The sequence below is a fragment of the Marinovum sedimenti genome (assembly GCF_054052205.1).
Genome location: NZ_CM133223.1, coordinates 2,455,214 through 2,478,773, shown reverse-complemented (window position 1 = coordinate 2,478,773; position 23,560 = coordinate 2,455,214). Strand labels below are relative to the sequence as shown.

Here is a 23,560-nt window from a genome sequence, read left to right as displayed (position 1 = left end):
AATCGAGGGAAGTCACGCGAACGACATGGCAAAAATCGCCTTCATATTGCTGTGCCACAAAGACCCCGAGGCCATTATCAAGCAGGCCCAGCGGCTTACGGCGAAGGACGACTATATGTCGATCCACTTCGACGCGCGTGCACCCAAGGCCGCCTATGATCAGATCCGCAAGGCGCTGGCCGACAATGACCGCGTGGCCTTTGCCAAAAAGCGCATCAAATGCGGCTGGGGTGAGTGGTCTTTGGTCGAGGCGACCCTGCTCGCGACCGAGGCTGCTGTCGAGGCTTTTCCCAAGGCCACGCATTTCTACATGCTGTCGGGCGATTGCATGGCGATCAAGTCGGCCGAGTATACCCATGAATTCCTTGACGAAAACGAGGCCGACTTTATCGAAAGCTTCGATTTCTTCGAGAGTGATTGGATCAAGACCGGCATCCAGGCCGAGCGCCTGACCTATCGCCACTATTTCAATGAGCGTGAGAACAAGACGATGTTCTATGCCTCGATGAACCTGCAAAAGCGGCTCGGGCTGCAGCGTGAGATACCGCACGACCTTCAGATCATGATCGGCAGCCAGTGGTGGTGTCTGCGCCGCCGCACCATCGAATGGATCCTCAATTTCACCCGCGAACGCCGCGACGTGATGCGGTTTTTCCGCACCACATGGATCCCGGATGAGACGTTTTTCCAGACGCTGGTGCGCCACTTGGTGCCGGAAGACGAGATCCAGTGCCGCACGCTGACCTTCCTTTTGTTTTCCGATTATGGGATGCCGGTCAACTTCTACAACGATCACTATGACCTCTTGCTGAGCCAGGATTACCTGTTCGCCCGCAAAATCAGCCCCGAGGCCAGCGAGCTTAAGCGACGGCTCGGCGTGCTGTATTCCTCGGATGGGGCCGAGTTCCAGATTTCCAACGAGGGCCGCAGCCTCTATCACTTCCTGACGGCGCGGGGCCGCGAAGGGCGGCGATTTGCCCCTCGGTTCTGGGAAAACGAAGGGTCACTGGGGCGCGACCGCGAGATGCTTATCGTGGTCTGCAAAAAGTGGCATGTGGCCAAGCGATTGGTCGCGCGAATCCAGCAGCTGACGAATATTCCTGCGGTGGAGTATCTGTTCAACGAGGAAACCTGCGCCCTTCCCGATCTGGGCGGTATCCAAACCTCGATGGACAAACGCCACCGCCACCGCCGCGCGCTGATGCGGATGCTGTTTGATTACTACGACAGCGACCGGATGATCATCTGCCTCGACCCCGCCAATGTTGACCTGATGCAGGATTTCTATGGCGATCGGTCGATGACCCGGATGCTGGAAGTGCAGTGTAATTTCACCGACCAATATCTGGTCGGCCATGCCAAGCGCGTGGGGCTCGCCGGTGAGCACACCAAGCCAGACGCCCTGCGCCGCCTCCTGCCGACGATTCGCAATGATGTTCTGTTTGAGAGCGAAACCATTCGCGACGCAGAATTTTCGCATTTCGGCCAGGTGCGCGAGTGGGAAACCCCCGATCACAATGCCCGCATGATTGCCGATTTCCTGCAAATCCCGCCGGAAACCGCGATGGAAATCGCCCATACCGATCACCTGTTTGCCGATTAAGGACCCTGCATGTCTTACGCCTATGACGACCAGAATATCTTTGCCAAAATCCTGCGTGGCGAGATCCCGAACCAGACCGTTCATGAAACCGAGCACACGCTCGCGTTTAATGACATCATCCCACAGGCCCCAACCCATGTGTTGGTGATTCCCAAGGGGCCCTATGTCAGCTTTGACCATTTTGCGCTGCACGCCAGCGAGGCGGAGATCGTCGACTACATCCGCTGCGTCGGCACCGTGGCCAAGATGTGCGGCGTTGCGCTCGAGGATGGCGATGGATTTCGCCTGATCGCCAATGCGGGCCGCGACGGTGTGCAAGAGGTGCCGCATCTGCACGTGCACATTCTCGGCGGCCGCGGCCTTGGGCGGATGCTGCAACCGGCCTGATCCCGGCGCCGCTGTCACACATAAAAAACCCCCGGTGCAAAAACCGGGGGCATACTCACTACAGGGGTTCGAAAATCACCACTCGGTCGGGCCTTTGTCGGCAAAGGCGTGGACCAGAAAATCAATAAAGGCGCGTACTTTGGGCTGGGTAAACCGTCCCGGCGGGTACACAGCATAGATCCCTTGCGTCTCACTCGGCAACTCGGGGATCGCATCCTCGACAAGCCCTTTGTCCATCGCGTCGGCGTACAGAAACGACGGCAGATAGGCGATACCTAGCCCGGCCACGGCCGCGTTCAACAGCGACTGGCCATCATTCACACTCAGCCAGCCAGCGGTCCGAACCTGACGCTTTTCGCCCGACGGCGCCGTAACCTTCCAGACGTTGCCACTGGATTGGTTGGAATAATGCAGCAGCTTGTGTTCGTTCAAATCGTCAATCCGCTGCGGGCGGCCGTATTTTTCGAAATAACCCGGGCTGGCGATCATCCGCTTGGTGGTTTCGGTCAGTTTGCGGGCGCGCAGCGTGCTGTCCTCCAGCTCCCCGATGCGCACGGCCATGTCGAACCCTTCCGAAATCAGCTCAACATAGCGGTTGTTCAGCACCATGTTGACGGTGATGTCTGGGAATTCGCTGAGAAAGTCACCCAGGATCGGCGACATGTGATTGACGCCAAAATCAGTCGCAACCGAGATCCGCAAAAGCCCCGAAGGCGCCGATTGCATCGAGGTGACAAGCGCATCCGCCTCGCCCGCATCGTTCAGCACGCGGCGCGCACGGTCATAATAGGCAAGCCCGATTTCGGTCGGGCTAACCCGCCGTGTTGTCCGGTTCAGCAGACGCGCACCCAACCGGGCCTCAAGCGATGAGACATGTTTCGAAACGGCAGATTTCGAAATCCCCATCTTCTTGGCCGCATCGGTAAACCCGCCCTGGTCTACGACAGTGGCAAAGGCTTCCATTTCAGTCAGACGGTCCATGCTTGTTCCTCGGCATTAGTGACATCCCGAGGCCCAACATCGTTCTGAAATCAGGCAGAACCGGGGCCGGGGTCAGACAATATCAGGGTTTTACACCCAACTGTCGCAGAGCGGGAAACAGGCAAAAATCACAACGCACGCGCGAGAACACCCACCCGCCAATAGTCCGAAGCGTCCCGGGCAAAGCCAAATCGCAACGCCCAACAGGCTTCTTCTGTTCTTAAATACCTCGGGGGTCTGGGGGCAGCGCCCCCAGCCTGTCGACGTGCGCAGGCACGGCGATAAAGCCCCCTTCCGAGAGGACCTTAAAGCGCCGCCGCCAGCCGTGTGCCCTGATTGATCGCCCGCTTGGCGTCCAGCTCGGCGGCCACATCCGCGCCGCCGATCACATGACAGGCAATGCCCTGCGCGGCCAGATCATCCGCCAATGACCGCTCCGACACCTGCCCGGCGCAAAGCACGATGGTATCGACCTGCAAAAGCTGCGGCTCTTCGCGCGCCTCGCCTTTCGACACCCAAAGCCCCTCATTGGTGATCCGCTCGTAATTCACTCCGGCGCGCATATCGACACCCTTCATCTTCAGCGTCGCGCGATGGATCCAGCCGGTGGTCTTGCCCAGCCGCTTGCCCGGACGCTCTTGCTTGCGCTGCAACAACACCACCTGCCGCTTGGGCGCTTCGGGCTGCGGCCCGTCCGGGGCCAGCCCGCCGCGCGCGGCCTCGGGGTCGGTCACGCCCCATTCCGCCAGCCAGTCCGCAAGGTCCATCGTCGGCGACTGGCCTTGCTCAACCAGGAACTCCGACACATCAAAGCCGATGCCGCCCGCGCCAACAACCGCCACGCGCTTGCCCACTTCGGCACGCCCGCGCAGCACGTCTATATAGCTGACCACATTCGGCCCGTCCTGCCCCTCGATCCCCGGATCACGCGGCACCACACCGGTGGCGATGATCACCTCGTCGAAGCCGACAAGCGCCTCTGCCGTCACCCGCTGCCCCAGCTTCAGGGTCACGCCCGCCGCCTCAACCATGCGGGCGTACCAGTCGACAAACCCGATGAATTCTTCTTTCCCTGGCACCTGTTTGGCCATGTTCAACTGACCGCCGATTTCATCGGCCTGATCAAACAGCGTCACCGCATGGCCGCGTTCGGCGGCGGTGATGGCCGCCGATAGTCCCGCAGGCCCCGCCCCGACCACGGCAACGGTCTTTGACACCTCCGCCGGTGCGATCACCAATTCGGTCTCGTGACAGGCACGTGGATTGACCAGACAGGTCGAGATCTTGCCGCTGAAGGTATGGTCCAGACAGGCCTGGTTGCAGGCGATGCAAGGCGCGATCAGCCCGGACTGCCCGGCCTCGGCCTTGGCGACAAACGCCGGGTCGGCGAGGAACGGACGCGCCATCGACACCATGTCGGCGCAGCCCTCGGCGAGCACCTGTTCGGCAACCTCGGGCGTGTTGATCCGGTTCGAGGTGATCACCGGGATGCCGACCTTGCCCATCAGCTTTTGCGTCACCCAGGCAAAGGCCGCGCGCGGCACAGAGGTGGCAATCGTCGGAATGCGCGCCTCGTGCCAGCCGATGCCGGTGTTGAGGATATCTGCCCCAGCCGCCTCGATCTCCTGCGCCAATTGCACCACTTCTTCGTGGGTCGAGCCATCCGGCACCAGATCGATCATCGACAACCGGTAGATCACGATGAAATCGGGGCCGACAGCCTCGCGCACCCGGCGCACCACTTCGATCGGCAGGCGAATGCGGTTCTCATAAGAGCCGCCCCAGCGGTCCGTCCGCTTGTTGGTGTGCGCCACGATGAACTGGTTGAGGAAATAGCCCTCCGATCCCATCACCTCGACACCATCATACCCGGCCTCGCGCGCCCGCGCGGCGGCGGTCACCATATCCGCAATCTGCTTTTCGATCCCGTCTTCGTCCAACTCTTTGGGCGGAAACGGCGAGATCGGCGATTTGATCGGGCTGGGGCCAACGCATTCGGGGCCATAGGCATACCGCCCGGCGTGCAGGATCTGCATCGCGATCTTGCCCCCGGCATCGTGCACCCGGTCGGTCACAATGCGGTGGTTGGCAATGTCATCCGGCGTAAACAGCCCCGCCGCACCGGGGAACACGCCGCCTTCACGATTGGGGGCCATACCGCCCGTGACCATAAGCGCCACCCCACCGCGCGCCCGCTCGGCATAAAACTCGGCCACCCGGTTCCAGTCCTTGGTTTCCTCAAGGCCCGTGTGCATCGAGCCCATCAGCACGCGATTTTTCAGCGTGGTGTGGCCCAGATCAAGCGGGCGGAACAGGTTGGGGTAGTTTTGCATCAGCGGCCTCCGTGTTAACACTTAGATGGCCCATGCCGCTTTACCTTGTCACGCAGAACGTCAGGTCATTTGCCCAATGGCGCAGCGTTCCACACGGCAGACCTTGGAACAGCCGCGAAATCCATGTCCCACATTGCGTTATGCGGTTTCGCGACAATGCCGGCGGAAGGCCCGTTTGAGCATATCCAGCTCGGCCCGCAGCATATCCACCTCGGCGCGGATATCGTCGCCCAGCGCATCGCCCGCGATGATCGAAAAGGTATCAAGCACGTCACCGTCGCTGGCATCGGCAAACACAAAGGTATGGCTGCCTTCGCTCAACAGCCGCGCGGGCACCGGAAAGCGCACCTTCCATGTGCCGGGCTCCGACGTCTCGCTCAGGTCCACGCCGTCAACCGGACGGTCCCCCAACATCACCCGGATCGCAGGGTCGCCCGCGCCCGGCGACCGGTCCTGCAACGCGCCCTCCCATATGCCCTCAAAAAACCGCGTCTTGGTCAGCGTCAGTTCCGACATCGCTGCCCCCTTAAATTTCTGCTCTCAGCCGACGGCTGAATGTCAGGTCGCGCAGAACCACCTGGTTCATCTGCGGCCCCTCGATGATCAGATCCAGCCAGGCCTTGTCGATTCTCTTTTCGTTCAGCTTGGAATAGGCCAGATCGAACTCCACATGCCGATCATTGCTTTTCAGCGGCAGTTCCCGCACCAGCTTTTCGGTGTTCGGGCCGCTTTTGACGTTGAGCCGGGCAAAGATTTCCAACGGGCTCTCAAGCTCGACAACGCAATCCATCCGCACCAGATGCGACCGGGTCAGGCCGTCGACCGCACTGGGCGGCAGGTCAATCGCCAGCGACAGGTAAGAGCCGTCAAACTGGAACACATCCATGCGGATGCCAAAGGGCGCAAGATCGGCCTCGCGGGTGTTGCGCAACTGGCGCAGGGTCAGCTCGGATATCTTGCAGTCGTGAAACAGTGTGACCTCAGAGCCAAGCTGCGCCCCGCTTTCCACCGCCGCCTCACCGGGTTCGGGCATCGGGCCATGCCAGGCCTCGGGCCGCCAGACCCAATCGCTGTCATGCGGTGCGGCGATGGCATTGCTGCCGATCTCTGGCAGGGCCAGCCGGTATTCAGCAACATACAACAGCTCGTTCAACTGATGGCGCAGTTTGCGCGCCCGGCCCCGTTGGCGTTTGAGCAGGGCAAGATCGGCCTCTTGCGCACCGCGCACAGCCGCGCCCCACCGCCGCAGCGCCGCGCGCTGGGTGAGCCGGTCCAATATGTTGCCCGAGTGCCGTGTCATGGTTTTGCCCGCCGTCTTGTGGTCCGTGCCGCGTGTCATTGATGCACGCAATCTTACCCGGATACCTTTCAATTTCACAAACGCCCGAATGTTACCTCGGGGTCAAGCCTGTTTCGCCGATCAATCCGCCGGGCTGTTGCTGCGGATCCCCTCCGCCAGCGCCGCCAGTAAGGCCGCCCCGCCCTGCTGCGAGATTTCGCCACCCGGCGGTCCGAATGCGGCCAAAAGCACGGTGCGCCCCCGGTGAACAAACACCCCCCGCCAATGTGGATCGCCCAACCCGTCTTCCGTGGGCAGGGCGGTCTGGCGAAGCTGTACCAGCGCCACGCCGTCGCGGGTTTCCTGCGACAGCACCGACCCCACGCCAACCACCGCGCGCAGCACCTCTGGTGCCGAGAGTTCGCCCGGCGCGCGCCATGACGAGACCGAAACAGTTGCCGCGCCAAAGGGAACTCGAGCGCCGCTTTCGCCGGCTGTCACCGCGCGGCACCCGACCAAAAGCGCAAAGCCGCGTTGCCCCCTGTCGCGCAGAGACTGCTGCTCGACGCACCAGCCATCGGGCGCGTCGATCACCACATCGCCTTTGGCCAGCTGCGCGCGTGTCACCGGTTCCGAAGGACCGGCCACTTTCGGGCGCGTGAGACCAGAGAAGAAGCCGCCCCCGCCTGCTGCAGGACGGTCGATCAGCGCCAACTTGGGGCCGCTGTTAAGGCAGCCCGCCAAGAGCGCCAACGCGCCTACCAGCAGAGAGGATTTCGCCACGGCGCGCAGGCGCGTGTTATTCTGCAATTGCACCATTGACTTGCACCGGCGGCACAGCCGCCCGGTTCCCTCCCGAAACATAAGATCGCGCGATGGTGGCCCGGCCTTTCGCAGCCTGCAAGACTTGTTAACGCCAGTTCATCGTTTTCAAACCGACCTGAAACCGATTAGCCTCGCACATGGATTATCCACCCTACGCCCCGAACGCGCGTTATAGCGCCCCTGCCCGCCCAACTGCCGAACTCTGGCGCACTGCGGCCGGACTGGTGCTGGGGGCCGTTCTGTTTCTGGCGCTCGCGCAGGCGCTGTCGGGGGTGGTGGTGTCGCTGCTGCCCGAACCGGTCCGGCCCGGCACGCCATCCTACGCCATCTTGCAACTGCTCACGGTTGGCCTGATCGGAGTCAGCGTGGCGCTTGTGGTGCGGCTGTTGCACAACCGATCTGTCACCACGCTCCTAGGCCCCCTCACCGCGGCGCGGGCCGATTTCCTGCGAGTGATTGCGCCGATGGCGGGGCTGACCGCCGTCCTGTCCTTGCTGCAAATCCTGACGCTGGGGGCCACGCCGATCCACGCACAGCCGCTGGACCGTTGGCTTATCCTGCTGCCGTTCGGGCTGGCGGCGACCTTGGTCCAGGTCTCTGCCGAAGAGCTGGTGTTTCGCGGCTATCTGCAACAACAGCTTGCGGCGCGCCTGCGCTGGCCCGTGCTTTGGATCGCCCTACCCTCGGCGCTGTTTGCCGCTGTCCACTACAGCCCGGCGCAATTTGGCGGCAATGCGCTGTTCATCGCGCTGTGGGCCGGGCTTTTCGGCGTTGCGATGGCCGATCTGACGGCGCGCACCGGAACGCTTGGCGCGGCGATTGGCGTGCACTTCGCCTTTAACGTCTGGGCGATCCTTGGCGTGGCCCTGCCGGGGCCGCTGGTGGGGCTGGCGCTGTTCGTCCTGCCATTTGGTGCCAGCGATGAGGCCCGACTGGCCGCTCTGCTCCCCGGTGAGGTTGTGAGCATCGCTCTGGCATGGCTTGTGGCACGCATTGCGCTGAGGGTTTGATTGCATTTCCGTCTCATCCCGCTTAAGTCCAAGGCAAATCGCCCATTTGGGGCACAGAAGACAGGTCGGACATGAACTGGATCACAAACTACGTGCGTCCGCGCATCAATTCGATTTTCTCGCGCCGCGAGGTGCCGGAAAACCTTTGGACCAAATGCAGCGAATGCGGCACCATGCTGTTCCACCGCGAGATCCGGGATAATCTGAACGTCTGCACCAGTTGCGGCCATCACATGCCGATTACTGCGCGCGACCGGTTTATCACCCTGTTTGACGGCGGTGTGTTTCGCGAAGTTGCGGTGCCCGAGCCGCTGGCCGACCCGCTGCATTTCCGCGACCAAAAGCGCTATCCCGAGCGGATGAAAACCGCGCAAAAGACCACGGGCGAGAAAGAAGCCATGCTGGTGGGCGAAGGCGAGATTGGCCGCACGCCGATTGTGGCCGCCTGTCAGGACTTCTCGTTTATGGGCGGGTCGATGGGCATGTATGTCGGCAATGCGATCATCGCTGCCGCCGAACGGGCCGTGGCGCGCAAATGCCCAATGATCCTGTTTTCCGCCGCCGGTGGCGCGCGGATGCAAGAGGGCATTCTCAGCCTGATGCAGATGCCGCGCACGACCGTGGCGGTGCAGATGCTGAAAGAGGCGAACCTGCCGTACATTGTGGTGCTCACCCACCCCACCACCGGCGGCGTGACCGCATCTTATGCGATGCTGGGCGATGTGCAGATTGCCGAACCCAATGCGCTAATCTGCTTTGCCGGGCCGCGTGTGATTGAACAGACCATCCGCGAGAAGCTGCCCGAGGGCTTTCAACGTGCCGAATACCTGCTGGAACATGGCATGCTGGACCGGGTGACGCCGCGCAAACATCTGCGCGATGAGCTGATCACCATTTGCCGGATGCTGATGGGCCTGCCGCCTGCGGTGCAGGGCGATCTGCCTGCCCCCACCAAAAGCGCAACCGCGCTGGCGCAAGAGCAGGCCAAGACGCCGAATACGGCGGACAAACGCGCGCCCGAAAAATGAGCGCGGCCCCCTCTGACGCCATCCTCGAGCGGATGATGGCGCTGCACCCCAAGGTGATCGATCTGACGCTGGACCGGGTGTGGCGGCTGCTGGCGGCGCTTGATCATCCCGAACGGGCTTTGCCGCCGGTGATCCACATCGCAGGCACCAATGGCAAAGGCTCGACTCAGGCGATGATCCGCGCCGGGCTGGAAGCAGCGGGCCAAAGCGTGCACGCCTATACCTCGCCGCATCTGGCACGGTTTCATGAACGCATTCGGCTGGCCGGAACGCTGATCACCGAGGCGGATCTGAGCGCCTATCTCGATGAATGTTACGCGGCCAATGGCGGCGAACAGATCACCTATTTCGAAATCACCACCTGCGCCGCCCTGCTGGCCATGGCGCGCACCCCGGCGGAGTATACCTTGCTTGAGGTCGGCCTTGGCGGGCGGCTCGATGCCACCAATGTGGTTGAGCGCCCGGCGCTGACGGTGATCACGCCGGTGTCGATCGACCACGAGCAATTTCTTGGCAATACGCTGGCCAAGATCGCCGGCGAAAAGGCCGGCATTTTCAAACGGGGCGTGCCCTGCGTTGTTGGCCCGCAGCCCGATGAGGCGATGGAGGTGATCGAAGCCACCGCCGCCCGACTCGGAGCGCCACTGATTGCCCACGGCCAGCAGTGGCACGCATTTGAGGAACGCGAGCGCATGGTGTTTCAGGATGAAACCGGCCTGCTGGACCTGCCGTTGCCCAACCTGCCCGGCGCACATCAGATTGATAACGCTGGTGCCGCCCTGGCCGCTTTGCGCCATCTCGGCTTTGGCCCCGAGGCCTGTGAGGCGGCTGTCACCCAAGCGTTCTGGCCCGCGCGGATGCAACACCTGCGCGAAGGTCCGCTTCTGGCACTGGCCCCCGAGGCGCAGCTTTGGCTTGATGGCGGGCACAACGCTGCCGCCGGTCAGGCACTGGCGGCGCATCTGGCGGGTCTGCCCAAACGCCCGACGCATCTGATTTGCGGCATGTTGAACACCAAGGACGTGACCGGCTATCTCAGACCTCTTGCGGATGTGGCGCAAAGCCTGACCGCCGTGCCCATCCCCGGCGAGGCCAACACCCTGCCGCCCGAGGCTGTCGTGGCTGCGGCGGATCAAGTCGGACTGCCCGCGCAGCAAGCGCAAACCGTGTCCGACGCCCTCGCCCGCATCGCGAAAAAAGAGCCGCGTGCCCGCATTTTGATCTGCGGATCGCTTTATCTGGCCGGGTCTGTGCTGAGAGAGAACGGCTAAGTCTCTGCAATTAGAGTCATTTTATCGCCACATAAAAATTGACCCAAGAATCGCCAAAACGAATCAGGTAATCGTTGACTGATTCAGCAATACATCGCTATATTTGGTCCAATTAGTTGGGACACCGCCAACATAAATGTTGCCAATCTATATATGGCGGTGGCTTTGGGGGACAAGTTTGTGCGTATTGCGGGTGTCATAGCCGTCGGGTGCCTTTTGGCTGGCCAGATGAGCAGCGCACAGGACGTGCGGATCAGCCCCGATGTGGACCGCCATGAAACCACGATCAATGGCGCCCTGCTGACAATCGAACGCATTCAGGACAACGCCAACCAACTGACCGGAGAGTTTACCAAAACCTCGCGGCCCTGCCCGCCGTTCTGCATCGCGCCGATCTCGGCGGCGCCCGGTGTGCGCACCGTAGGCGAACTTGAGGTGATGGAGTTTCTCGACACGGCGGTTGCCCCTGGCAGCGGCTTGCTGCTCGACAGCCGGGTGCCGGAATGGTTTGCCAAAGGGTCAATCCCCGGTGCGGTCAACGTGCCGTTCACCACGCTTGCCCCCGCCAACCCCTATCGCAACGACATCCTGCGCGCGCTTGGGGCCAAGGGCGAAGAGGGCAGCTGGGATTTTACCGACGCGCTCGACCTCATGCTGTTTTGCAACGGCCCTTGGTGTGATCAAGCCCCGCGTGCCATCCGCGATCTTGTCGCGGCGGAATATCCGGTTGAAAAGATAAGCTATTATCGCGGCGGCATGCAGCTTTGGTTGCTGCTCGGCCTGACTGTGAGCAACGCCAAATGAAACAGGAGGGCAAGACGTGATCCGACTTTTCCTTCTGGCCACCGGCGTGCTCTCCATCGTCATTGCGCTGTTGATCAACCGCGCGCCGCCTGATGACGCCAGCGGCTCTGTGACCCGCACCGACACCGGCGACGTGCTGCAAATGCGCGATGTGGCGCAGGGGCCCGGGCCGTTTGCCCGCAAGGCCGTGCAGGCGCCCGGCGATGCGCTCTCGCTTGACGCCATGACCCGTGCCATCGTGATGGAATACCGCCGCCCGGTGACAGGCGACCGTTTGCGCCAGGTGGCCACCACGACCGGTGGCGATGAGGACGGCATGCGCTCGCTGACCCAAGGCGTGCTCGCCGGACTGGGGGCCGCCCAAGGCAAACCCGTGGTGACGCAGCAGGCAGAGGTGCCGCTGACCCTTGATGCGCTGATCGTAAAGGCGATGGGCGAAGGTCAATCCGATGCCTACGTCGATGCGCTGTTGAACGAGGCGGTTGGCAGCGGCGCGGTGGACGTGCCTGCGGCCATCGTCACGTCTTCGGGCGAAGTCGACACCGCCACTCTGTTGGAATCATTGGTCAATCGCTCCGGGGTTAAAACCGCCCCCGCGCCCGCCCCGGCCCCAAAGAGAATTCCCGCCAAAGTTCCAACGCAGCCTGCGGCCGAACTTGCCCAAGTTGCCGCGCCGGTCCTGCCCAACATCGCACCACCGGCGAACGACGTGCTGATCTATACGGTGCAACCCGGCGACAGTCTGGCCGGAATTGCACTGCGCCACTACGGCACCACCACGGCCTATGAAATCATCTATCAGGCCAACCGCGAAAAGCTTCCGTCACCCAGTGCAGTCCGCCCTGGGATGACGCTTAGAATACCGGGGATATAACAGCCGCTAAAGGCCGTCCCCAGACAGGTATAAAACAGGCGATAAAAAACCATGAGCAGCGACTTGGGGCCCTTCGGGGCCCCTTATTTTTGTCCAAAGCTCAAAGAGGCGCTCAGCCGAGCGGGCGGGCCTCATCGACCAACATCACCGGGATGCCATTGCGGATTGGAAAGGCCAATCCGGCCTTGCGCGAGATCAGCTCTTGCGCCTCGGCATCATAGTCAAGGCGCGTGTGGGTGCGGGGGCACACCAGCGCCTCAAGCATCCGCCGGTCAAAGACTTCCTTGCGGGGGGCGGGTTGGCTCATTGCATGATCTCCTCGGTGTTGCCGCCACGTAGCGCGAATTCCAGCAAGGTGACAAGCGTTTCCCGCCGCGTCGACAGCGAGGGGGCCTCAAGCAGCGCCTGTTTTTCCTCGGCTTCAAACTCCAGCATCATCGACAGGGAATTGATCAGCAGCTCATCACTGGCCTGCGTCAGCGTTTCCCAATCCGCCGAAAGCTCGCGCGCATCAAAGAAGCGCGACAGAAGCTCCATAAAGGGGGCGCGATCAAAGCTTGGGTCTTGTTCGGAGGCCTCTAAATCCTGCTCAAACCCGGACCAGCCCACATTGAACCGGCGATAGGCGGTGAAACCCTCGACTTCGCCCCGGATGCGAAACCGCGACACCCCGGCCAAAGTGACCATAAAGCGGCCATCCTCGGTCTCGGAGAACTGGGTCAGACGACCGGCGCAGCCAATGGAGTGCAGCCGGTTGTCTCTGTGCCCCGGTCGGGGGCTGGGCTGGATCATCCCAATCAACCGCTCCGGCGTTTTCATACAATCCTCGATCATCGCCAGGAAGCGAGGTTCAAAGATATGGAGCGGCAGCCGCGCACGGGGCAGCAAGAGCGTCCCGGGCAACGGGAAGACCGGTATCATGTCGGGGAGGTTTGAGGCGCTGATCATGCGCCTAACCTAGTTCGCGAAACCAATCAGGCAAATATCATCGAACTTAATTTGCGACGCCCGTTCAGAACCACCGGATCGTTCGGTTTCAGGGCTTCGAAAATCGTGAACAATTGCGTCTTGGCCGCGCCGTCGTTCCATTCGCGATCCCGGCGGAACACCTCAAGCAGTTCGGCCACGGCGGCATCGGCATCGCCACCGGCATGCAGCGCCAGCGCCAGATCGAACCGCGCCTGAAGATCTTCGGGATTGGCCTCGACCGCTGCCTTCAGCTCGCCAAGCGGACCGGCATCTGCGGCCTGACGGGCAAGCTGGATCTGGGCGTGTGCGGCCTCAAGCTCGGGGGCTTGCGAGATTTCGGCGGGGGCACCATTCAGGATTGCCTCGGCCTGATCGAGATCGTCCATCGCGATATGCGCCCGGACCAGCCCGCCATAGGCGCGCGCATTTGCCGGATCTTCGCCAAGGATGGCCGCAAAGGTCTGGGCGGCGTCATCGGCAGCCCCCAGTTCCAGCATCTCATCAGCCGCATCCAGCGCCTCGTCGAGGCCATCGTCGCCCGGCACACCGTCCCCGGTTTCGACCACACGATCGACAAAGGCGGTGATTTCCGACGGCGGCACCGCGCCCTGAAAGCCGTCGACCGGCTGGCCCTGCCAAAAGGCATAGACCGTCGGGATGGACTGCACCCGGAGCTGGCCAGCGATGGCCTGATTTTCGTCAACGTTGACCTTGGCCATTTTGACCGCGCCCTTGGCCTTGGTCACCGCCTCTTCGAGCATGGGGCCCAGCGTTTTGCAGGGGCCACACCACGGGGCCCAGAAGTCTACGATCACCGGAACCGTCATCGAGGCGTCAACAACCTCGGCCATGAAGTCCGCTTCCGAGACATCTTTGATCAGGTCTGCGCTTGGCGCTGCGCTGTCTTGCGATTGTCCGAGTTCCAGCATCGCCGGCTCCTTTTATACGTGTCGCGCCTGATATGGGCGCTGGCGTGGCGGGTGCAAGACGCAGCCACGGTTTACCTGTGCTTGGCGGTTATCTAGCATCGCCGCAGGCAAATGTGAAAGGGCAAGAGATCATGCGCACGCTTCTGGCTTTCGGCGACTCCAACACCCACGGCACCGTTCCGTTGCCTGCACGCGGGGCGATGGAACGGTACGGCCCCGAGATCCGCTGGCCGACGGTGATGGCGCAAGGTTTGGCCGACGATTGGCATCTTGTCGAAGAAGGCCTGCCTGGCCGCACCACGCAGTTTGGCGATCCGGTGATGGGCAGTCATATGGACGGGCAAGAGGGGCTCAAGATTGCGCTGGCCTCGCATCGTCCGGTGTCGCTGTTGCTGATCATGCTGGGCACCAACGATCTTAAACGTCGGTTCGATCCAAGTGCGTCACGGATCACGGCTGGGGTCTCGGGGCTGCTCGACCTCGCGTTGCATGCCGATATGGCGGCGCAGCATCCGGGGATGGAGGTGCTGGTGATCTGCCCGCCTGCGGTCAAGGAACTGGGGCCGATCCGGGGAGATTTCAACGGTGCCGGGCTGCATGGGCCCAAGCTGGCAGCGGCCTATGCCGATCTGGCGCAGGCGCGCGGGGTGCATTTCTTCGATGCCGGTATGGTGATCGAGACAAGCGATGTGGACGGCGTGCATTTCGAGCCGGATGCCCATAAAACGCTGGGCGCAGCGCTCGCGGGCGTGGTGGCAAAGCTTTAGGCGCTGTTAGCGCGCCTCGCCCGGCGGATCGGCGGCAGGCGTGCGTACCCCGGCCCGACGGAACAGGCGCAGCATTGCATAGGGGTCGATCGCCATGCGCCGATAGGCATCATAGTACCGATCTTCGCGCATGATCTGCCAAGAGAAGATCGAGGCGCGTCGGCGGAATTCCCGGTCTTCTTGCGCCAGTTGGGTGCGGATTTCACCGTTCACGCCATTGCGCGAGGCATAGGTGACAAGCGTTCCATCGCCTGCGCCCACACCCGTGCCCTGCGGTTCAACGCGGGTTCTGTCGCCGCCAAGCGCCGCCACGGCGTCCGCCTCGGGCGTCTGGTCGGTGCGGTTCTTGCCGCCCGGCGTGGGCGGCGGCAAGGCGGTAAAGCTCTCGGGTTCTTGCAGGGGTTTGGGGGGAACGATGGCGAATTCTTCGGGTCCATCACTGCCCGCACCAAGTTCATGCAAGGTGATATCACGCTCGCCACATGCCGCCAGCCCAAGGGCCACGACCAGCAAAACCACCAGCTTTGCAAAGGGCGACATCGTCATACGGTTCTACTCCACCTGCACTTTTTCCAAGACTTAACGGATTGTTCCCACAAGGTCACGCGCCCTTTTTCTTACCCGGCGACGGCTTGCCTGTGCCGGTTCCTGAAAACAACACAAGACCGAAAGCCCCAACAAATATAGCGATATCAGCGACATTGAAGGCAAAGGGGTTTTCGATGCCACAGCACGACATGTTGAGAAAATCCGCCACCGCGCCATAGAGCGCGCGGTCGATGACGTTGCCAAGCGCGCCACCGATCAGGATGCCAGCGGAAATGCGCCCCAACCGGCCCGGCGGATCGCGCCAGACCCAGACGATGACAAAGCCGACAATCACCAGCGCCATCGCGATCAGAAACAGCCGCATTGCATCGGAATTGCCAGAGAACAGGCCAAAGTTGATGCCCGAATTCCACGCCATCCGCAGATTGAGATAGGGCGGCAGCACGTCAATCTCGCCCAGGGTCCGCAGGTCGAGCAGATGCACCACGATGTATTTGCTGAGCTGGTCGAGCAGGAATATCCAGAAACCTGCCCAAAACACCGTTCGCATCTGCCCGCCTTTCTTCATCACGCCGCTCTGACTTAGTGCCGGAAGTGGCGCATACCAGTGAAGACCATCGCCAATCCGGCCTCATCCGCCGCCGCGATCACATCGTTGTCGCGCATCGATCCGCCCGGTTGGATGACACAGGTCGCGCCGGCCTCGGCCGCTTCCATCAACCCGTCAGGGAAAGGGAAAAATGCATCTGACGCCACAGCCGAGCCTTTGGCGAGCGAGGCATCAAGCCCCAGCGCCTCGGCCATGCGTTCGGCCTTTTTGGCGGCAATCATCGCACTGTCGAGACGGCTCATCTGGCCGGCCCCCACGCCAACGGTCGCGCCATCGCGGACATAGACAATCGCGTTGGATTTCACATGCTTGGCCACTTTCCAAGCAAACAGCAAATCGCGCATTTGTTCCTCGGTCGGGGCCACTTTTGTCACCACCTTGAGGTCGTCCAGACCGACAAAGCCAACGTCCTTGTCCTGCATCAGAAAGCCACCCGCGACCTGCCGCAGGGTCTGGCCGCCAATGCGCACATCCGGCAGGCCATCGGTGGTCAGCAGACGCAGGTTTTTCTTCGCTTTAAAGATGTCCATCGCCGCAGCCGAGGCCCCCGGCGCAATCACCACCTCGGTGAAAATCCCGGTGATCTCGCGCGCGGTTTCCTCGTCAAGCGGCTGGTTCAGTGCCACGATGCCGCCAAAGGCCGAGGTCCGGTCACAGTCGAACGCCGATTTATACGCCTCAAGCAAAGTCGCGCCTTTGGCCACGCCGCAAGGGTTGGCGTGTTTGATGATCGCACAGGCCGGGCCATCTTCGGGGGCGAATTCTGCCACCAGTTCAAACGCCGCATCGGTGTCGTTGATATTGTTGTAGGACAGTTCCTTGCCCTGATGCTGTTGCGCCGTCGCCACGCCGGGGCGCCCAGTGCCATCGGTGTAAAACGCCGCCTTCTGGTGCGGGTTTTCGCCATAACGCAGGGTCTGACGCACTTGGCCCGCCACGGCACGGCGGCGCGGGGCAACCTCGCCCAGCGCGTCGGCCATCCAAGAGCTGACAGCGGCGTCATAGGCACCGGTGCGGGCATAGGCGATCTGCGCTAGACGCTGGCGGAAGGTATAGCTGGTCGCGCCATTGTTGGCGTCAAGCTCGCCCAACAGCGGTTCGTAGTCCTCGACATCCACCACCGTGGTGACAAAACCGTGGTTCTTTGACGCCGCGCGGATCATCGCCGGGCCGCCAATGTCGATGTTCTCGATGCAGGTGTCGTAGTCCGCGCCTTTGGCCACGGTTTCCTCAAACGGATAAAGATTGACCACCAAAAGGTCGATCCCGCCGATCCCGTGTTCCTTCATCGCCGCAACATGGGCGTCATTGTCGCGCAGCGCCAGCAGGCCGCCATGCACCGCCGGGTGCAGGGTCTTTACCCGGCCATCCATCATCTCGGGAAAGCCGGTGACATCGGCCACGTCCCGCACGGTCAGCCCGGCATCGCGCAGCGCCTTGGCGGAACCGCCAGTCGAAAGCAGCTCGACCCCGCGCGCATCGAGCGCACGGCCCAGCTCAATCAGGCCGGTCTTGTCGGAAACGGAAAGAAGCGCGCGTTTGATCGGCACGAGGCGGATATCATCGGTCATATCGTCAGGGTCCTGCGGTCAGCTGTCAAAATCGAAATCATCATCCCGTGTCAGATCTCTGACGGCCACCGCCGTGTCATGCGCCTTGGCCAGAGACCACCGGATGCGCGTCGCATACTCCATTGCCCGGTGAGATAAAACGATCTGTTTCGTCGCGCGCGGCCTCAACCGCCCCATTTCGAGGTAAACCGAGGGTTCAAGCGACATTTCCACGCCGCCCTCTTGCCGAAACACCCAAACCTCGCCGGAGCGCAGCGCCAAAGACACCGCCATCCCGCCAAGATCGACCTCGGCGTCGATGTCCGGGTGAAGGTGAAAGCGCACATGATAGGGCACGCCGGATTTGCCCGCCGCATCGCGCACCCGGTCGAATCGCTTCTTGTTCTGCGGCGTCAGCGCCAGCAGCATATCCTCGCCCACCAGCCCGCGGCCATCAAACGTCAGCTCCAGAATGCGAGCGTGGGTGAGCCCGTGGGTGCTGACATAGCCATCATGCCCGCCCTCCATCTTGAGCCCGTCCGGCACATGGCCAATCTCAACCGGCACATCATGCGGCGCATCCTCAAGCATCTCACGCCGTGCGCCACCAATCCGCCCTTCGCGGCCGAGCCGCGCGCTGGAATACCCCTCAAGCGCCAAGGTCGAATGCGAGGGCGTCGCCCGCCCGGCGCGCCGCCAATCCTCGCCAAAGAACGCCCCCGATCCGCAGCTGACAATCAACGGCCTGCGCCCCGATGTCAGCTCGAACGCCAGGGTCGAGGCATGGGCATTATAGCTCGCCGCCCCCTCGGGCGGTGCGCTGGCATCAACAATCACGCTGGTGCGGCCCGCCGACAACCGAGCAAAGCCCATCGCCAGCCCCTCGGCCCCCTTGCGCACGCCCGACGCCGACAGCGCCTGATCCAGCCGCCCGTCAATGCCGCGTCCGCCACCATGAAACCGCGCCAGCCCGCCATCACTGTGGCGCAGCGCGCGCAGGGTCGGCGCGATCCGCGCGATGGCGGCCATATGCGTCTGGGGCACCGCATTGCCGGTTTCCTCCAGCGCCGCCGCCGCCCAGGTGAGCAGCGTGAACACCTCAAGCAATTCTTCGGGATTGCGCGTCGGGATACCGCCTTGCCCATCAATCTGGCTGGTGCATTCCTTGGCCAGCGCGGTCTTGGCCGAGTCGACATAGCGCTCCATCCCGCTCAGCGACAGCCCGGCATACAGCAGCCCGGTCAGCGCCTCAAACCGGGGCAATCCCGGCGCGGCGCGCGACCAGCGGCGGCCCAGAAACAAGGTCTGATGCGCAAGCGATTTAAAGAACGCCTCGCTGTCTTTCGGGTCCAGCACCCGCAGCAGGAAAATCGCATGATGGGTCCACCGGATAAGCCGCCGCCCCGTTAGGTCCGGCGTCCACCCCGGCCCCTTGCCACGGCCATATTGCGCGATCCAGCCCTTAAGCCAGCGCTGCGCCACCTGACGTGCCCGAATATCGCCCACAGCAGCCAGATCATCGAGCCAGCCAAAGCCATGAATTTGCTCGATAAACGCTTGGTCCGGCGGCTCCAGATCCCACAGCATCGCATCGCGCGATTCAATTAAATGGCCCGCGAACATCAGGTTCCCGGCAATCAACTGCCGCCCGCGATTAAAGCTGCCGATGGTGCGGGGTTCGGGCTGAGACACAAATGCCGTGGCTGCCCGCGCATGGGCAGTCAGCCGCGCATGGACGCGGTGCATCAGGCGCGTGTGGCGCGCTGACCAGCTTTCGTAGTCGGACATCTGCTCTGCCTCGTCCGCACTTGGCGTGCGTGTATTGCCGCGACCATAGCCGCGGCCACACCCAAAGTCACCTCGCAAAAGCGCGCCCCGATTGCGGCGCGGCGCGCCAGTGCAAAATTACCGCGTCAGGCACGCCATGTAAAACCCATCCATGCCGCCCCGGTCGCCCCAGTAGTCCGGTCGAAGCCGCAGCCCGCCCTCGTCACTGCGCCATTCCGGCGCGACACCGGGCAGATCAAACGCCTCGGTCACAACCCGCAAACCGTCATGGCGTGCCAACGCCTCGTCGATCTGGCATTCGCCCTCGTCCGGCAGCAGCGAACAGGTGCAAAAGATCATCCGCCCGCCCGGTTTCAACAGCCCCAAAGCGTGGTCCAAAAGCGCGGCCTGCAATTCGATCAGCGCGCCGATCTCTTCCCCCCGGCGGGCCAATGGCAAATCCGGGTGGCGCCGAATCGTGCCCGTCGCCGAACAGGGCGCATCCAGCACGATCGCATCAAACGGACCGCCGGCAAACGCCAAGGCATCGGCGGCCACCACTTCAGCCACCAACCCGGTGCGGGTCAGGTTTTCCTGCAACCGCACCAACCGGCCTTCGGAAATATCCACCGCCGTCACCTCGGCCCCGGCGGCCGCCAACTGCAAGGTCTTGCCCCCAGGTGCGGCGCAAAGATCAAGCACTTTCAACCCGGTAACATCACCCAGCCCCTTAACCGGCAAAGCAGCAGCAGCGTCCTGAACCCACCACGCGCCCTCAGCAAACCCCGGCAAAGCACTCACCTGCCCCGGTGTCTCCAAACGCACCGAACCCGTCGGCAACACCGTGCCACCAAGGCGCTCGGCCCAGCCCTCAGCATCCGACTTCACCGTCAGATCCAGCGGCGCACCGGCAAAATGCACCACCTCCATCGCGGCAACCGTCTCACTGCCCCAGGCCTCGGCCAAAGGCTGGCGCAACCACTTCGGCAGATGCGGCACCCGCAACGCCGCCCATTTCGCCGAACCCTCGGTCGCCACCTTGCGCAACACCGCGTTCACCAAACCGCCATAGGCCGTGGTCCGCTTGCCCTTGCGCACATAGTCAACGGCATCATTCACCACACCATGGGCATCGCCGCCCTGACACAGCTCGACCGTCGCCAACCGCAACACATTGCGCACCGCCATCGGCGGCATCTTGCGCAAAAACGGCTTCAGCACCCGGTCGGCCCGCTCCAGCCCGCGCAATGTCTCCACCGCCAGCCGCTGCGCCCTTGCGCGCTCTGCCGGTTCCAGCCGCTGATGCTGTGGCGCGCCGGTGAGTTCCGACAAAAGCCGCCCCTCTTCCAACACCTGCCCCAAAAGCCAAAGCGCTCCCGCGCGTGCCGTTCCTGCCATCCGCGACCTCCAGACCGCTTGCCCCAATCAAGCTCCGGCGTATATCTAGACCGAAGCCGCGAGGAAAGACCCAAGGCCGCAAGGAAAATTTATGACTGACATCGAAGAAAAACGCCGCGCCACCCTACCCGAGGCCGCACGCCGCGCCCTGGAAGAAGCCGACGCCCGCCGCGCCGCCGACGACAGCGCCCCACTGCCCACCGAACTCGGCGGTCGCAATGGCCCAGAACCGGTGCGCTACGGCGACTGGGAAAAAAAAGGCCTCGCCATCGATTTCTGATTACTCAGAGACTTCAAATCCAGACCAAGGCTTCTTCTCGGCGAAACTACGCTGGGGGTTTGGGGGTGAAACCCCCAAGGCCTGCGTGGCCAGAACGCAAAACCAACCTGCGCGCCAAAGCGCACATTTTGGAAAACGCTACTGAGCTGGAGAATTATTCAGCCAACCCCAACACATCGATCATGTCATATTCGCCGGGCGCCTTGTCCTGCCCCCAAAGCGCAGCTTTAAGCGCACCGCGCGCAAAGACCGACCGATCCGACGCCATATGCCGCAGCACAATCCGCTCTCCCTCGGCGGCGAACATCACGTCATGCTCGCCCACAATGTCGCCACCGCGAATCACCGAAAAACCGATATCGCCCTTCTTGCGCGCCCCGGTGATGCCATCACGCGCCCGGTCGGCCACATCCGCCAGCGAAACGCCACGCCCGCGCGCCGCCGCCTCGCCCAGCATCAGTGCCGTGCCCGAGGGCGCATCCACCTTGCGGTTGTGATGCGCCTCGATCACCTCGATGTCGTAATCCGCGTCCAAGGCCCGCGCCACGCGCTCGGCCAGCACCGTCAACAGGTTCACCCCAAGGCTCATATTCCCCGCACGCACCACCACCGCATGCCGCGCGGCGGCCTGCACTTTGGCGAGGTGGGCCTCTTCCATGCCCGTCGTGCCGATCACATGCACCAGACGCGCCTGCGCCGCCAAAGCCGCGAACTCCACGGTTGCCGCAGGGGCGGTAAAGTCGATCACCGCCTGCGCCTGTGCAAAGGCCTCCAGCGGATCGTCGGTCACCGTCACGCCCAGCGCCGCGCCGCCCATCGCCTCGCCAACATCGCGGCCCACCCAAGCGTGCCCCGCGCGTTCCACCGCGCCGGCAAGCCGCACTTTATCGCTGCCGCACACCGTGCGGATCAGCATCTGGCCCATACGGCCCGACGCGCCTGTGATCACAATTCCCGGAATTGGTGCGCTCATTTCCTGATCTCCTATGACTTGGCCCCCCTTACCCCTTGCGGCACCGCTTGGCAAAGCCGGCACAAAGGCTTATCTGGCGAGTATGGCTAAGAACAATTTCCAAGACGGGCAAGGCCCATCCCAACGCCAGCTCCGCGTAGGCGAGCTGATCCGGCGCAGTTTGTCCGAGATTTTGATGCGGGGCGAGGTTCATGACCCCGATCTCAACCGCGTCTCGATTACGGTGGGCGAGGTGCGCATGTCACCCGATCTGCGCATTGCAACCGTCTATGCCTGCCCCCTCGGCGGGCAAGGCAGCGACGATGTTGTCGGCCTTTTGGCGCGCAACAAAGGCGAAATCCGCCGGCTGGTGAACAAACAGCTGACGATCAAATTCTCGCCCGATCTGCGCTTTCGCCTTGATGAAACCTTCGACAAGATGGACGAAACCCGCCGTCTGTTCGAACAAGACGACATCAAGCGCGATCTGAAAGCGCCAGAACCCGACGCGGCAGAATCAGACACAGCTGAGACGGACGAACCAGAGGCCGACGCCCCCGAGGACACCCAAGCCGATGGCCCTGACGCAAACGAGCGTGACCTGAAGGCATGAGCTTGCGCGATTTTCTGCCCAGGCTCATTCTGCCGTCCTTCCTCACCTTGCTGGCCTCTCCGGCGCTCGCCGTGACCTGCACCGAGGTCACGTCAGAGGGCAGTGATTTCACCGTGTGCCGGGTCGCGCCCGGCACCGAAGAGCTTCGCCTGTTTCGCGCCAACAAAAACGGCACGCCCTACGGCAATTTCGCAACGCTCGAGCAATCGCTCAAGCCTGAGGGCAAGGTGCTCAGCTTTGCCACCAACGGCGGCATGTACCACGAAGACCGCGGCCCCGTGGGCCACTATATCGAAGACGGCACCGAAGAGATGCGCGTTATTCCCAACGAAGGCCCCGGCAACTTCGGACTGCTGCCCAACGGTGTGCTCTGCATCAATCAGGGCCGCGCCAATGTGATCGAAACCCTCGCGTACATCGCGGCGCAGCCGACGTGCCAATATGCCACGCAGTCCGGCCCGATGCTGGTGATCGACGGTGAACTGCACCCGAAGTTCATGCAAGACAGCACCTCGCGCCTGATCCGCAACGGCGTCGGCACCACCGACGATGGCAAGACCGCCTTTTTCGTGATTTCGCAGAATTCCGTCACCTTCTGGGAATTTGCCAGCTTCTTTCGCGATGTGCTCGACGTGCCGCAGGCGCTTTTCCTTGATGGCAATGTCTCGCGGCTGCACGCGCCTGCAATTGGCCGCAGCGATCTCGGCTTTCCGATGGGGCCGATTGTTGGCGTGATCGAACCCGCCCAGTAACGCCACGCAACGGGCGGTTTTCCCCGTGG

Annotated in this window: 25 protein-coding genes and 1 pseudogene; 11 read left to right on the top strand and 15 right to left on the bottom strand. The window is 62.6% G+C overall.

The genetic code is table 11. The annotated features are described in order from the left end of the window. The first annotated feature begins 25 nt into the window (after positions 1-25). Both ACW9UO_RS11920 and ACW9UO_RS11915 read left to right on the top strand, forming a co-directional pair. On the top strand, positions 26-1,603 hold the full coding sequence (locus ACW9UO_RS11920; protein WP_457086024.1) for a DUF5928 domain-containing protein: 1,578 nt from the start codon (positions 26-28) through the stop codon (positions 1,601-1,603). A 9-nt stretch (positions 1,604-1,612) separates the two neighbouring features. Beyond that, positions 1,613-1,990: an HIT domain-containing protein gene (locus ACW9UO_RS11915; protein ID WP_457086023.1), complete on the top strand. Its 378-nt coding sequence runs from the start codon at positions 1,613-1,615 to the stop codon at positions 1,988-1,990. Between the two features lie 75 nt (positions 1,991-2,065). On the opposite strand, the gene ACW9UO_RS11910 is transcribed toward ACW9UO_RS11915, so the two are convergent. The 5 genes from ACW9UO_RS11910 to ACW9UO_RS11890 form a co-directional block, all read right to left on the bottom strand. Then, positions 2,066-2,971 carry a LysR family transcriptional regulator gene (locus ACW9UO_RS11910; protein ID WP_457086022.1) on the bottom strand — a complete coding sequence of 302 codons (906 nt, stop codon included), beginning with the start codon at positions 2,969-2,971 and terminating at the stop codon, positions 2,066-2,068. A gap of 305 nt (positions 2,972-3,276) precedes the next feature. Further along, positions 3,277-5,304 carry an FAD-dependent oxidoreductase gene (locus ACW9UO_RS11905; RefSeq protein WP_457086021.1) on the bottom strand — a complete coding sequence of 676 codons (2,028 nt, stop codon included), beginning with the start codon at positions 5,302-5,304 and terminating at the stop codon, positions 3,277-3,279. A gap of 138 nt (positions 5,305-5,442) precedes the next feature. Continuing rightward, positions 5,443-5,820 (bottom strand): hypothetical protein, encoded by a 378-nt coding sequence (locus ACW9UO_RS11900; protein ID WP_457086020.1) that lies wholly within the window; start codon positions 5,818-5,820, stop codon positions 5,443-5,445. Between the two features lie 10 nt (positions 5,821-5,830). Beyond that, on the bottom strand, positions 5,831-6,643 hold the full coding sequence (locus ACW9UO_RS11895) for a DUF6478 family protein (protein WP_457086019.1): 813 nt from the start codon (positions 6,641-6,643) through the stop codon (positions 5,831-5,833). 81 nt (positions 6,644-6,724) lie between these two features. Further along, positions 6,725-7,366: a hypothetical protein gene (locus ACW9UO_RS11890; protein ID WP_457086018.1), complete on the bottom strand. Its 642-nt coding sequence runs from the start codon at positions 7,364-7,366 to the stop codon at positions 6,725-6,727. Positions 7,367-7,545: 179 nt separating this feature from the next. On the opposite strand from ACW9UO_RS11890, the gene ACW9UO_RS11885 reads away from it, so the two are divergent. From ACW9UO_RS11885 to ACW9UO_RS11875, 3 genes are all read left to right on the top strand, one after another. Further along, complete coding sequence (locus ACW9UO_RS11885; RefSeq protein ID WP_457086017.1) at positions 7,546-8,418, top strand: CPBP family intramembrane glutamic endopeptidase; 873 nt, start codon at positions 7,546-7,548, stop codon at positions 8,416-8,418. A gap of 71 nt (positions 8,419-8,489) precedes the next feature. Beyond that, positions 8,490-9,446, top strand: a complete 957-nt coding sequence (gene accD / locus ACW9UO_RS11880; protein WP_457086016.1) for an acetyl-CoA carboxylase, carboxyltransferase subunit beta — start codon at positions 8,490-8,492, stop codon at positions 9,444-9,446. Beyond that, positions 9,443-10,717 (top strand): bifunctional folylpolyglutamate synthase/dihydrofolate synthase, encoded by a 1,275-nt coding sequence (locus ACW9UO_RS11875; protein WP_457086015.1) that lies wholly within the window; start codon positions 9,443-9,445, stop codon positions 10,715-10,717. Before accD ends, ACW9UO_RS11875 begins: the two co-directional genes overlap by 4 nt. 63 nt (positions 10,718-10,780) lie before the next feature. Here ACW9UO_RS11875 and ACW9UO_RS11870 read toward each other — a convergent pair whose 3' ends face one another. Beyond that, the gene (locus ACW9UO_RS11870) at positions 10,781-10,855 is read right to left on the bottom strand and encodes a DUF1187 family protein (RefSeq protein WP_457088646.1); all 75 of its coding nucleotides are present in this window, start codon (positions 10,853-10,855) and stop codon (positions 10,781-10,783) included. A gap of 90 nt (positions 10,856-10,945) precedes the next feature. Here ACW9UO_RS11870 and ACW9UO_RS11865 point away from each other — a divergent pair, with 90 nt between their 5' ends. Together ACW9UO_RS11865 and ACW9UO_RS11860 are read left to right on the top strand one after the other, a co-directional pair. Then, positions 10,946-11,521 carry a rhodanese-like domain-containing protein gene (locus ACW9UO_RS11865; protein WP_457086014.1) on the top strand — a complete coding sequence of 192 codons (576 nt, stop codon included), beginning with the start codon at positions 10,946-10,948 and terminating at the stop codon, positions 11,519-11,521. A 16-nt stretch (positions 11,522-11,537) separates the two neighbouring features. Continuing rightward, entirely contained in the window at positions 11,538-12,395 is an 858-nt protein-coding gene (locus ACW9UO_RS11860; protein ID WP_457086013.1) for a LysM peptidoglycan-binding domain-containing protein, read from the top strand. 112 nt (positions 12,396-12,507) lie between these two features. Here the strand turns inward: ACW9UO_RS11860 and ACW9UO_RS11855 are convergent, their stop codons facing one another. From ACW9UO_RS11855 to trxA, 3 genes are read right to left on the bottom strand one after another with little or no spacing between them, the layout of a single operon-like run. Then, positions 12,508-12,702 carry a Trm112 family protein gene (locus tag ACW9UO_RS11855; protein WP_457086012.1) on the bottom strand — a complete coding sequence of 65 codons (195 nt, stop codon included), beginning with the start codon at positions 12,700-12,702 and terminating at the stop codon, positions 12,508-12,510. Continuing rightward, entirely contained in the window at positions 12,699-13,343 is a 645-nt protein-coding gene (locus ACW9UO_RS11850) for an LON peptidase substrate-binding domain-containing protein (RefSeq protein ID WP_457086011.1), read from the bottom strand. Before ACW9UO_RS11850 ends, ACW9UO_RS11855 begins: the two co-directional genes overlap by 4 nt. A 26-nt stretch (positions 13,344-13,369) precedes the next feature. Beyond that, entirely contained in the window at positions 13,370-14,293 is a 924-nt protein-coding gene (gene trxA / locus ACW9UO_RS11845; RefSeq protein WP_457086010.1) for a thioredoxin, read from the bottom strand. A 131-nt stretch (positions 14,294-14,424) separates the two neighbouring features. Between trxA and ACW9UO_RS11840 the strand changes: the two genes are divergently transcribed. Then, the gene (locus ACW9UO_RS11840; protein ID WP_457086009.1) at positions 14,425-15,060 is read left to right on the top strand and encodes a GDSL-type esterase/lipase family protein; all 636 of its coding nucleotides are present in this window, start codon (positions 14,425-14,427) and stop codon (positions 15,058-15,060) included. A 6-nt stretch (positions 15,061-15,066) separates the two neighbouring features. Here ACW9UO_RS11840 and ACW9UO_RS11835 read toward each other — a convergent pair whose 3' ends face one another. From ACW9UO_RS11835 to ACW9UO_RS11815, 5 genes are all read right to left on the bottom strand, one after another. Next, the gene (locus ACW9UO_RS11835) at positions 15,067-15,600 is read right to left on the bottom strand and encodes a DUF3035 domain-containing protein (RefSeq protein ID WP_457086008.1); all 534 of its coding nucleotides are present in this window, start codon (positions 15,598-15,600) and stop codon (positions 15,067-15,069) included. 61 nt (positions 15,601-15,661) lie between these two features. Continuing rightward, positions 15,662-16,159: a signal peptidase II gene (lspA, locus tag ACW9UO_RS11830; RefSeq protein ID WP_457086007.1), complete on the bottom strand. Its 498-nt coding sequence runs from the start codon at positions 16,157-16,159 to the stop codon at positions 15,662-15,664. Between the two features lie 32 nt (positions 16,160-16,191). Further along, positions 16,192-17,790, bottom strand: a complete 1,599-nt coding sequence (gene purH, locus ACW9UO_RS11825) for a bifunctional phosphoribosylaminoimidazolecarboxamide formyltransferase/IMP cyclohydrolase (protein WP_457086006.1) — start codon at positions 17,788-17,790, stop codon at positions 16,192-16,194. Positions 17,791-17,808: 18 nt separating this feature from the next. Then, entirely contained in the window at positions 17,809-19,557 is a 1,749-nt protein-coding gene (locus ACW9UO_RS11820; RefSeq protein ID WP_457086005.1) for a heparinase II/III family protein, read from the bottom strand. Between the two features lie 117 nt (positions 19,558-19,674). After that, a complete protein-coding gene (locus tag ACW9UO_RS11815) occupies positions 19,675-20,934 on the bottom strand; it encodes an RsmB/NOP family class I SAM-dependent RNA methyltransferase (RefSeq protein WP_457086004.1) in 1,260 nt (419 codons plus the stop codon). 91 nt (positions 20,935-21,025) lie between these two features. On the opposite strand from ACW9UO_RS11815, the gene ACW9UO_RS11810 reads away from it, so the two are divergent. Then, the gene (locus ACW9UO_RS11810; protein ID WP_457086003.1) at positions 21,026-21,214 is read left to right on the top strand and encodes a DUF1674 domain-containing protein; all 189 of its coding nucleotides are present in this window, start codon (positions 21,026-21,028) and stop codon (positions 21,212-21,214) included. A gap of 154 nt (positions 21,215-21,368) precedes the next feature. On the opposite strand, the gene dapB is transcribed toward ACW9UO_RS11810, so the two are convergent. Beyond that, a complete protein-coding gene (dapB, locus tag ACW9UO_RS11805) occupies positions 21,369-22,187 on the bottom strand; it encodes a 4-hydroxy-tetrahydrodipicolinate reductase (RefSeq protein WP_457086002.1) in 819 nt (272 codons plus the stop codon). An 82-nt stretch (positions 22,188-22,269) separates the two neighbouring features. On the opposite strand from dapB, the pseudogene rbfA reads away from it, so the two are divergent. Further along, positions 22,270-22,659, top strand: a pseudogene (gene rbfA / locus ACW9UO_RS11800) (30S ribosome-binding factor RbfA); the annotation flags it as partial. 116 nt (positions 22,660-22,775) lie between these two features. Continuing rightward, on the top strand, positions 22,776-23,531 hold the full coding sequence (locus ACW9UO_RS11795) for a phosphodiester glycosidase family protein (protein WP_457086001.1): 756 nt from the start codon (positions 22,776-22,778) through the stop codon (positions 23,529-23,531). Positions 23,532-23,560 lie beyond the last annotated feature (29 nt).

Coding starts and splice junctions, on each gene's coding strand:
- ACW9UO_RS11900 (WP_457086020.1), bottom strand. CDS start 5,820: ATGTCGGAACTGACGCTGACCAAGACGCGGTTTTTTGAGGGCATATGG.
- lspA (WP_457086007.1), bottom strand. CDS start 16,159: ATGCGAACGGTGTTTTGGGCAGGTTTCTGGATATTCCTGCTCGACCAG.
- ACW9UO_RS11920 (WP_457086024.1), top strand. CDS start 26: ATGGCAAAAATCGCCTTCATATTGCTGTGCCACAAAGACCCCGAGGCC.
- ACW9UO_RS11865 (WP_457086014.1), top strand. CDS start 10,946: ATGAGCAGCGCACAGGACGTGCGGATCAGCCCCGATGTGGACCGCCAT.
- ACW9UO_RS11905 (WP_457086021.1), bottom strand. CDS start 5,304: ATGCAAAACTACCCCAACCTGTTCCGCCCGCTTGATCTGGGCCACACC.
- ACW9UO_RS11820 (WP_457086005.1), bottom strand. CDS start 19,557: ATGTCCGACTACGAAAGCTGGTCAGCGCGCCACACGCGCCTGATGCAC.
- purH (WP_457086006.1), bottom strand. CDS start 17,790: ATGACCGATGATATCCGCCTCGTGCCGATCAAACGCGCGCTTCTTTCC.
- ACW9UO_RS11795 (WP_457086001.1), top strand. CDS start 22,776: ATGAGCTTGCGCGATTTTCTGCCCAGGCTCATTCTGCCGTCCTTCCTC.
- ACW9UO_RS11815 (WP_457086004.1), bottom strand. CDS start 20,934: ATGGCAGGAACGGCACGCGCGGGAGCGCTTTGGCTTTTGGGGCAGGTG.
- ACW9UO_RS11855 (WP_457086012.1), bottom strand. CDS start 12,702: ATGAGCCAACCCGCCCCCCGCAAGGAAGTCTTTGACCGGCGGATGCTT.
- ACW9UO_RS11850 (WP_457086011.1), bottom strand. CDS start 13,343: ATGATCAGCGCCTCAAACCTCCCCGACATGATACCGGTCTTCCCGTTG.
- ACW9UO_RS11895 (WP_457086019.1), bottom strand. CDS start 6,643: ATGACACGCGGCACGGACCACAAGACGGCGGGCAAAACCATGACACGG.
- dapB (WP_457086002.1), bottom strand. CDS start 22,187: ATGAGCGCACCAATTCCGGGAATTGTGATCACAGGCGCGTCGGGCCGT.
- accD (WP_457086016.1), top strand. CDS start 8,490: ATGAACTGGATCACAAACTACGTGCGTCCGCGCATCAATTCGATTTTC.
- ACW9UO_RS11835 (WP_457086008.1), bottom strand. CDS start 15,600: ATGTCGCCCTTTGCAAAGCTGGTGGTTTTGCTGGTCGTGGCCCTTGGG.
- ACW9UO_RS11915 (WP_457086023.1), top strand. CDS start 1,613: ATGTCTTACGCCTATGACGACCAGAATATCTTTGCCAAAATCCTGCGT.
- ACW9UO_RS11885 (WP_457086017.1), top strand. CDS start 7,546: ATGGATTATCCACCCTACGCCCCGAACGCGCGTTATAGCGCCCCTGCC.
- trxA (WP_457086010.1), bottom strand. CDS start 14,293: ATGCTGGAACTCGGACAATCGCAAGACAGCGCAGCGCCAAGCGCAGAC.
- ACW9UO_RS11910 (WP_457086022.1), bottom strand. CDS start 2,971: ATGGACCGTCTGACTGAAATGGAAGCCTTTGCCACTGTCGTAGACCAG.
- ACW9UO_RS11840 (WP_457086009.1), top strand. CDS start 14,425: ATGCGCACGCTTCTGGCTTTCGGCGACTCCAACACCCACGGCACCGTT.
- ACW9UO_RS11875 (WP_457086015.1), top strand. CDS start 9,443: ATGAGCGCGGCCCCCTCTGACGCCATCCTCGAGCGGATGATGGCGCTG.
- ACW9UO_RS11810 (WP_457086003.1), top strand. CDS start 21,026: ATGACTGACATCGAAGAAAAACGCCGCGCCACCCTACCCGAGGCCGCA.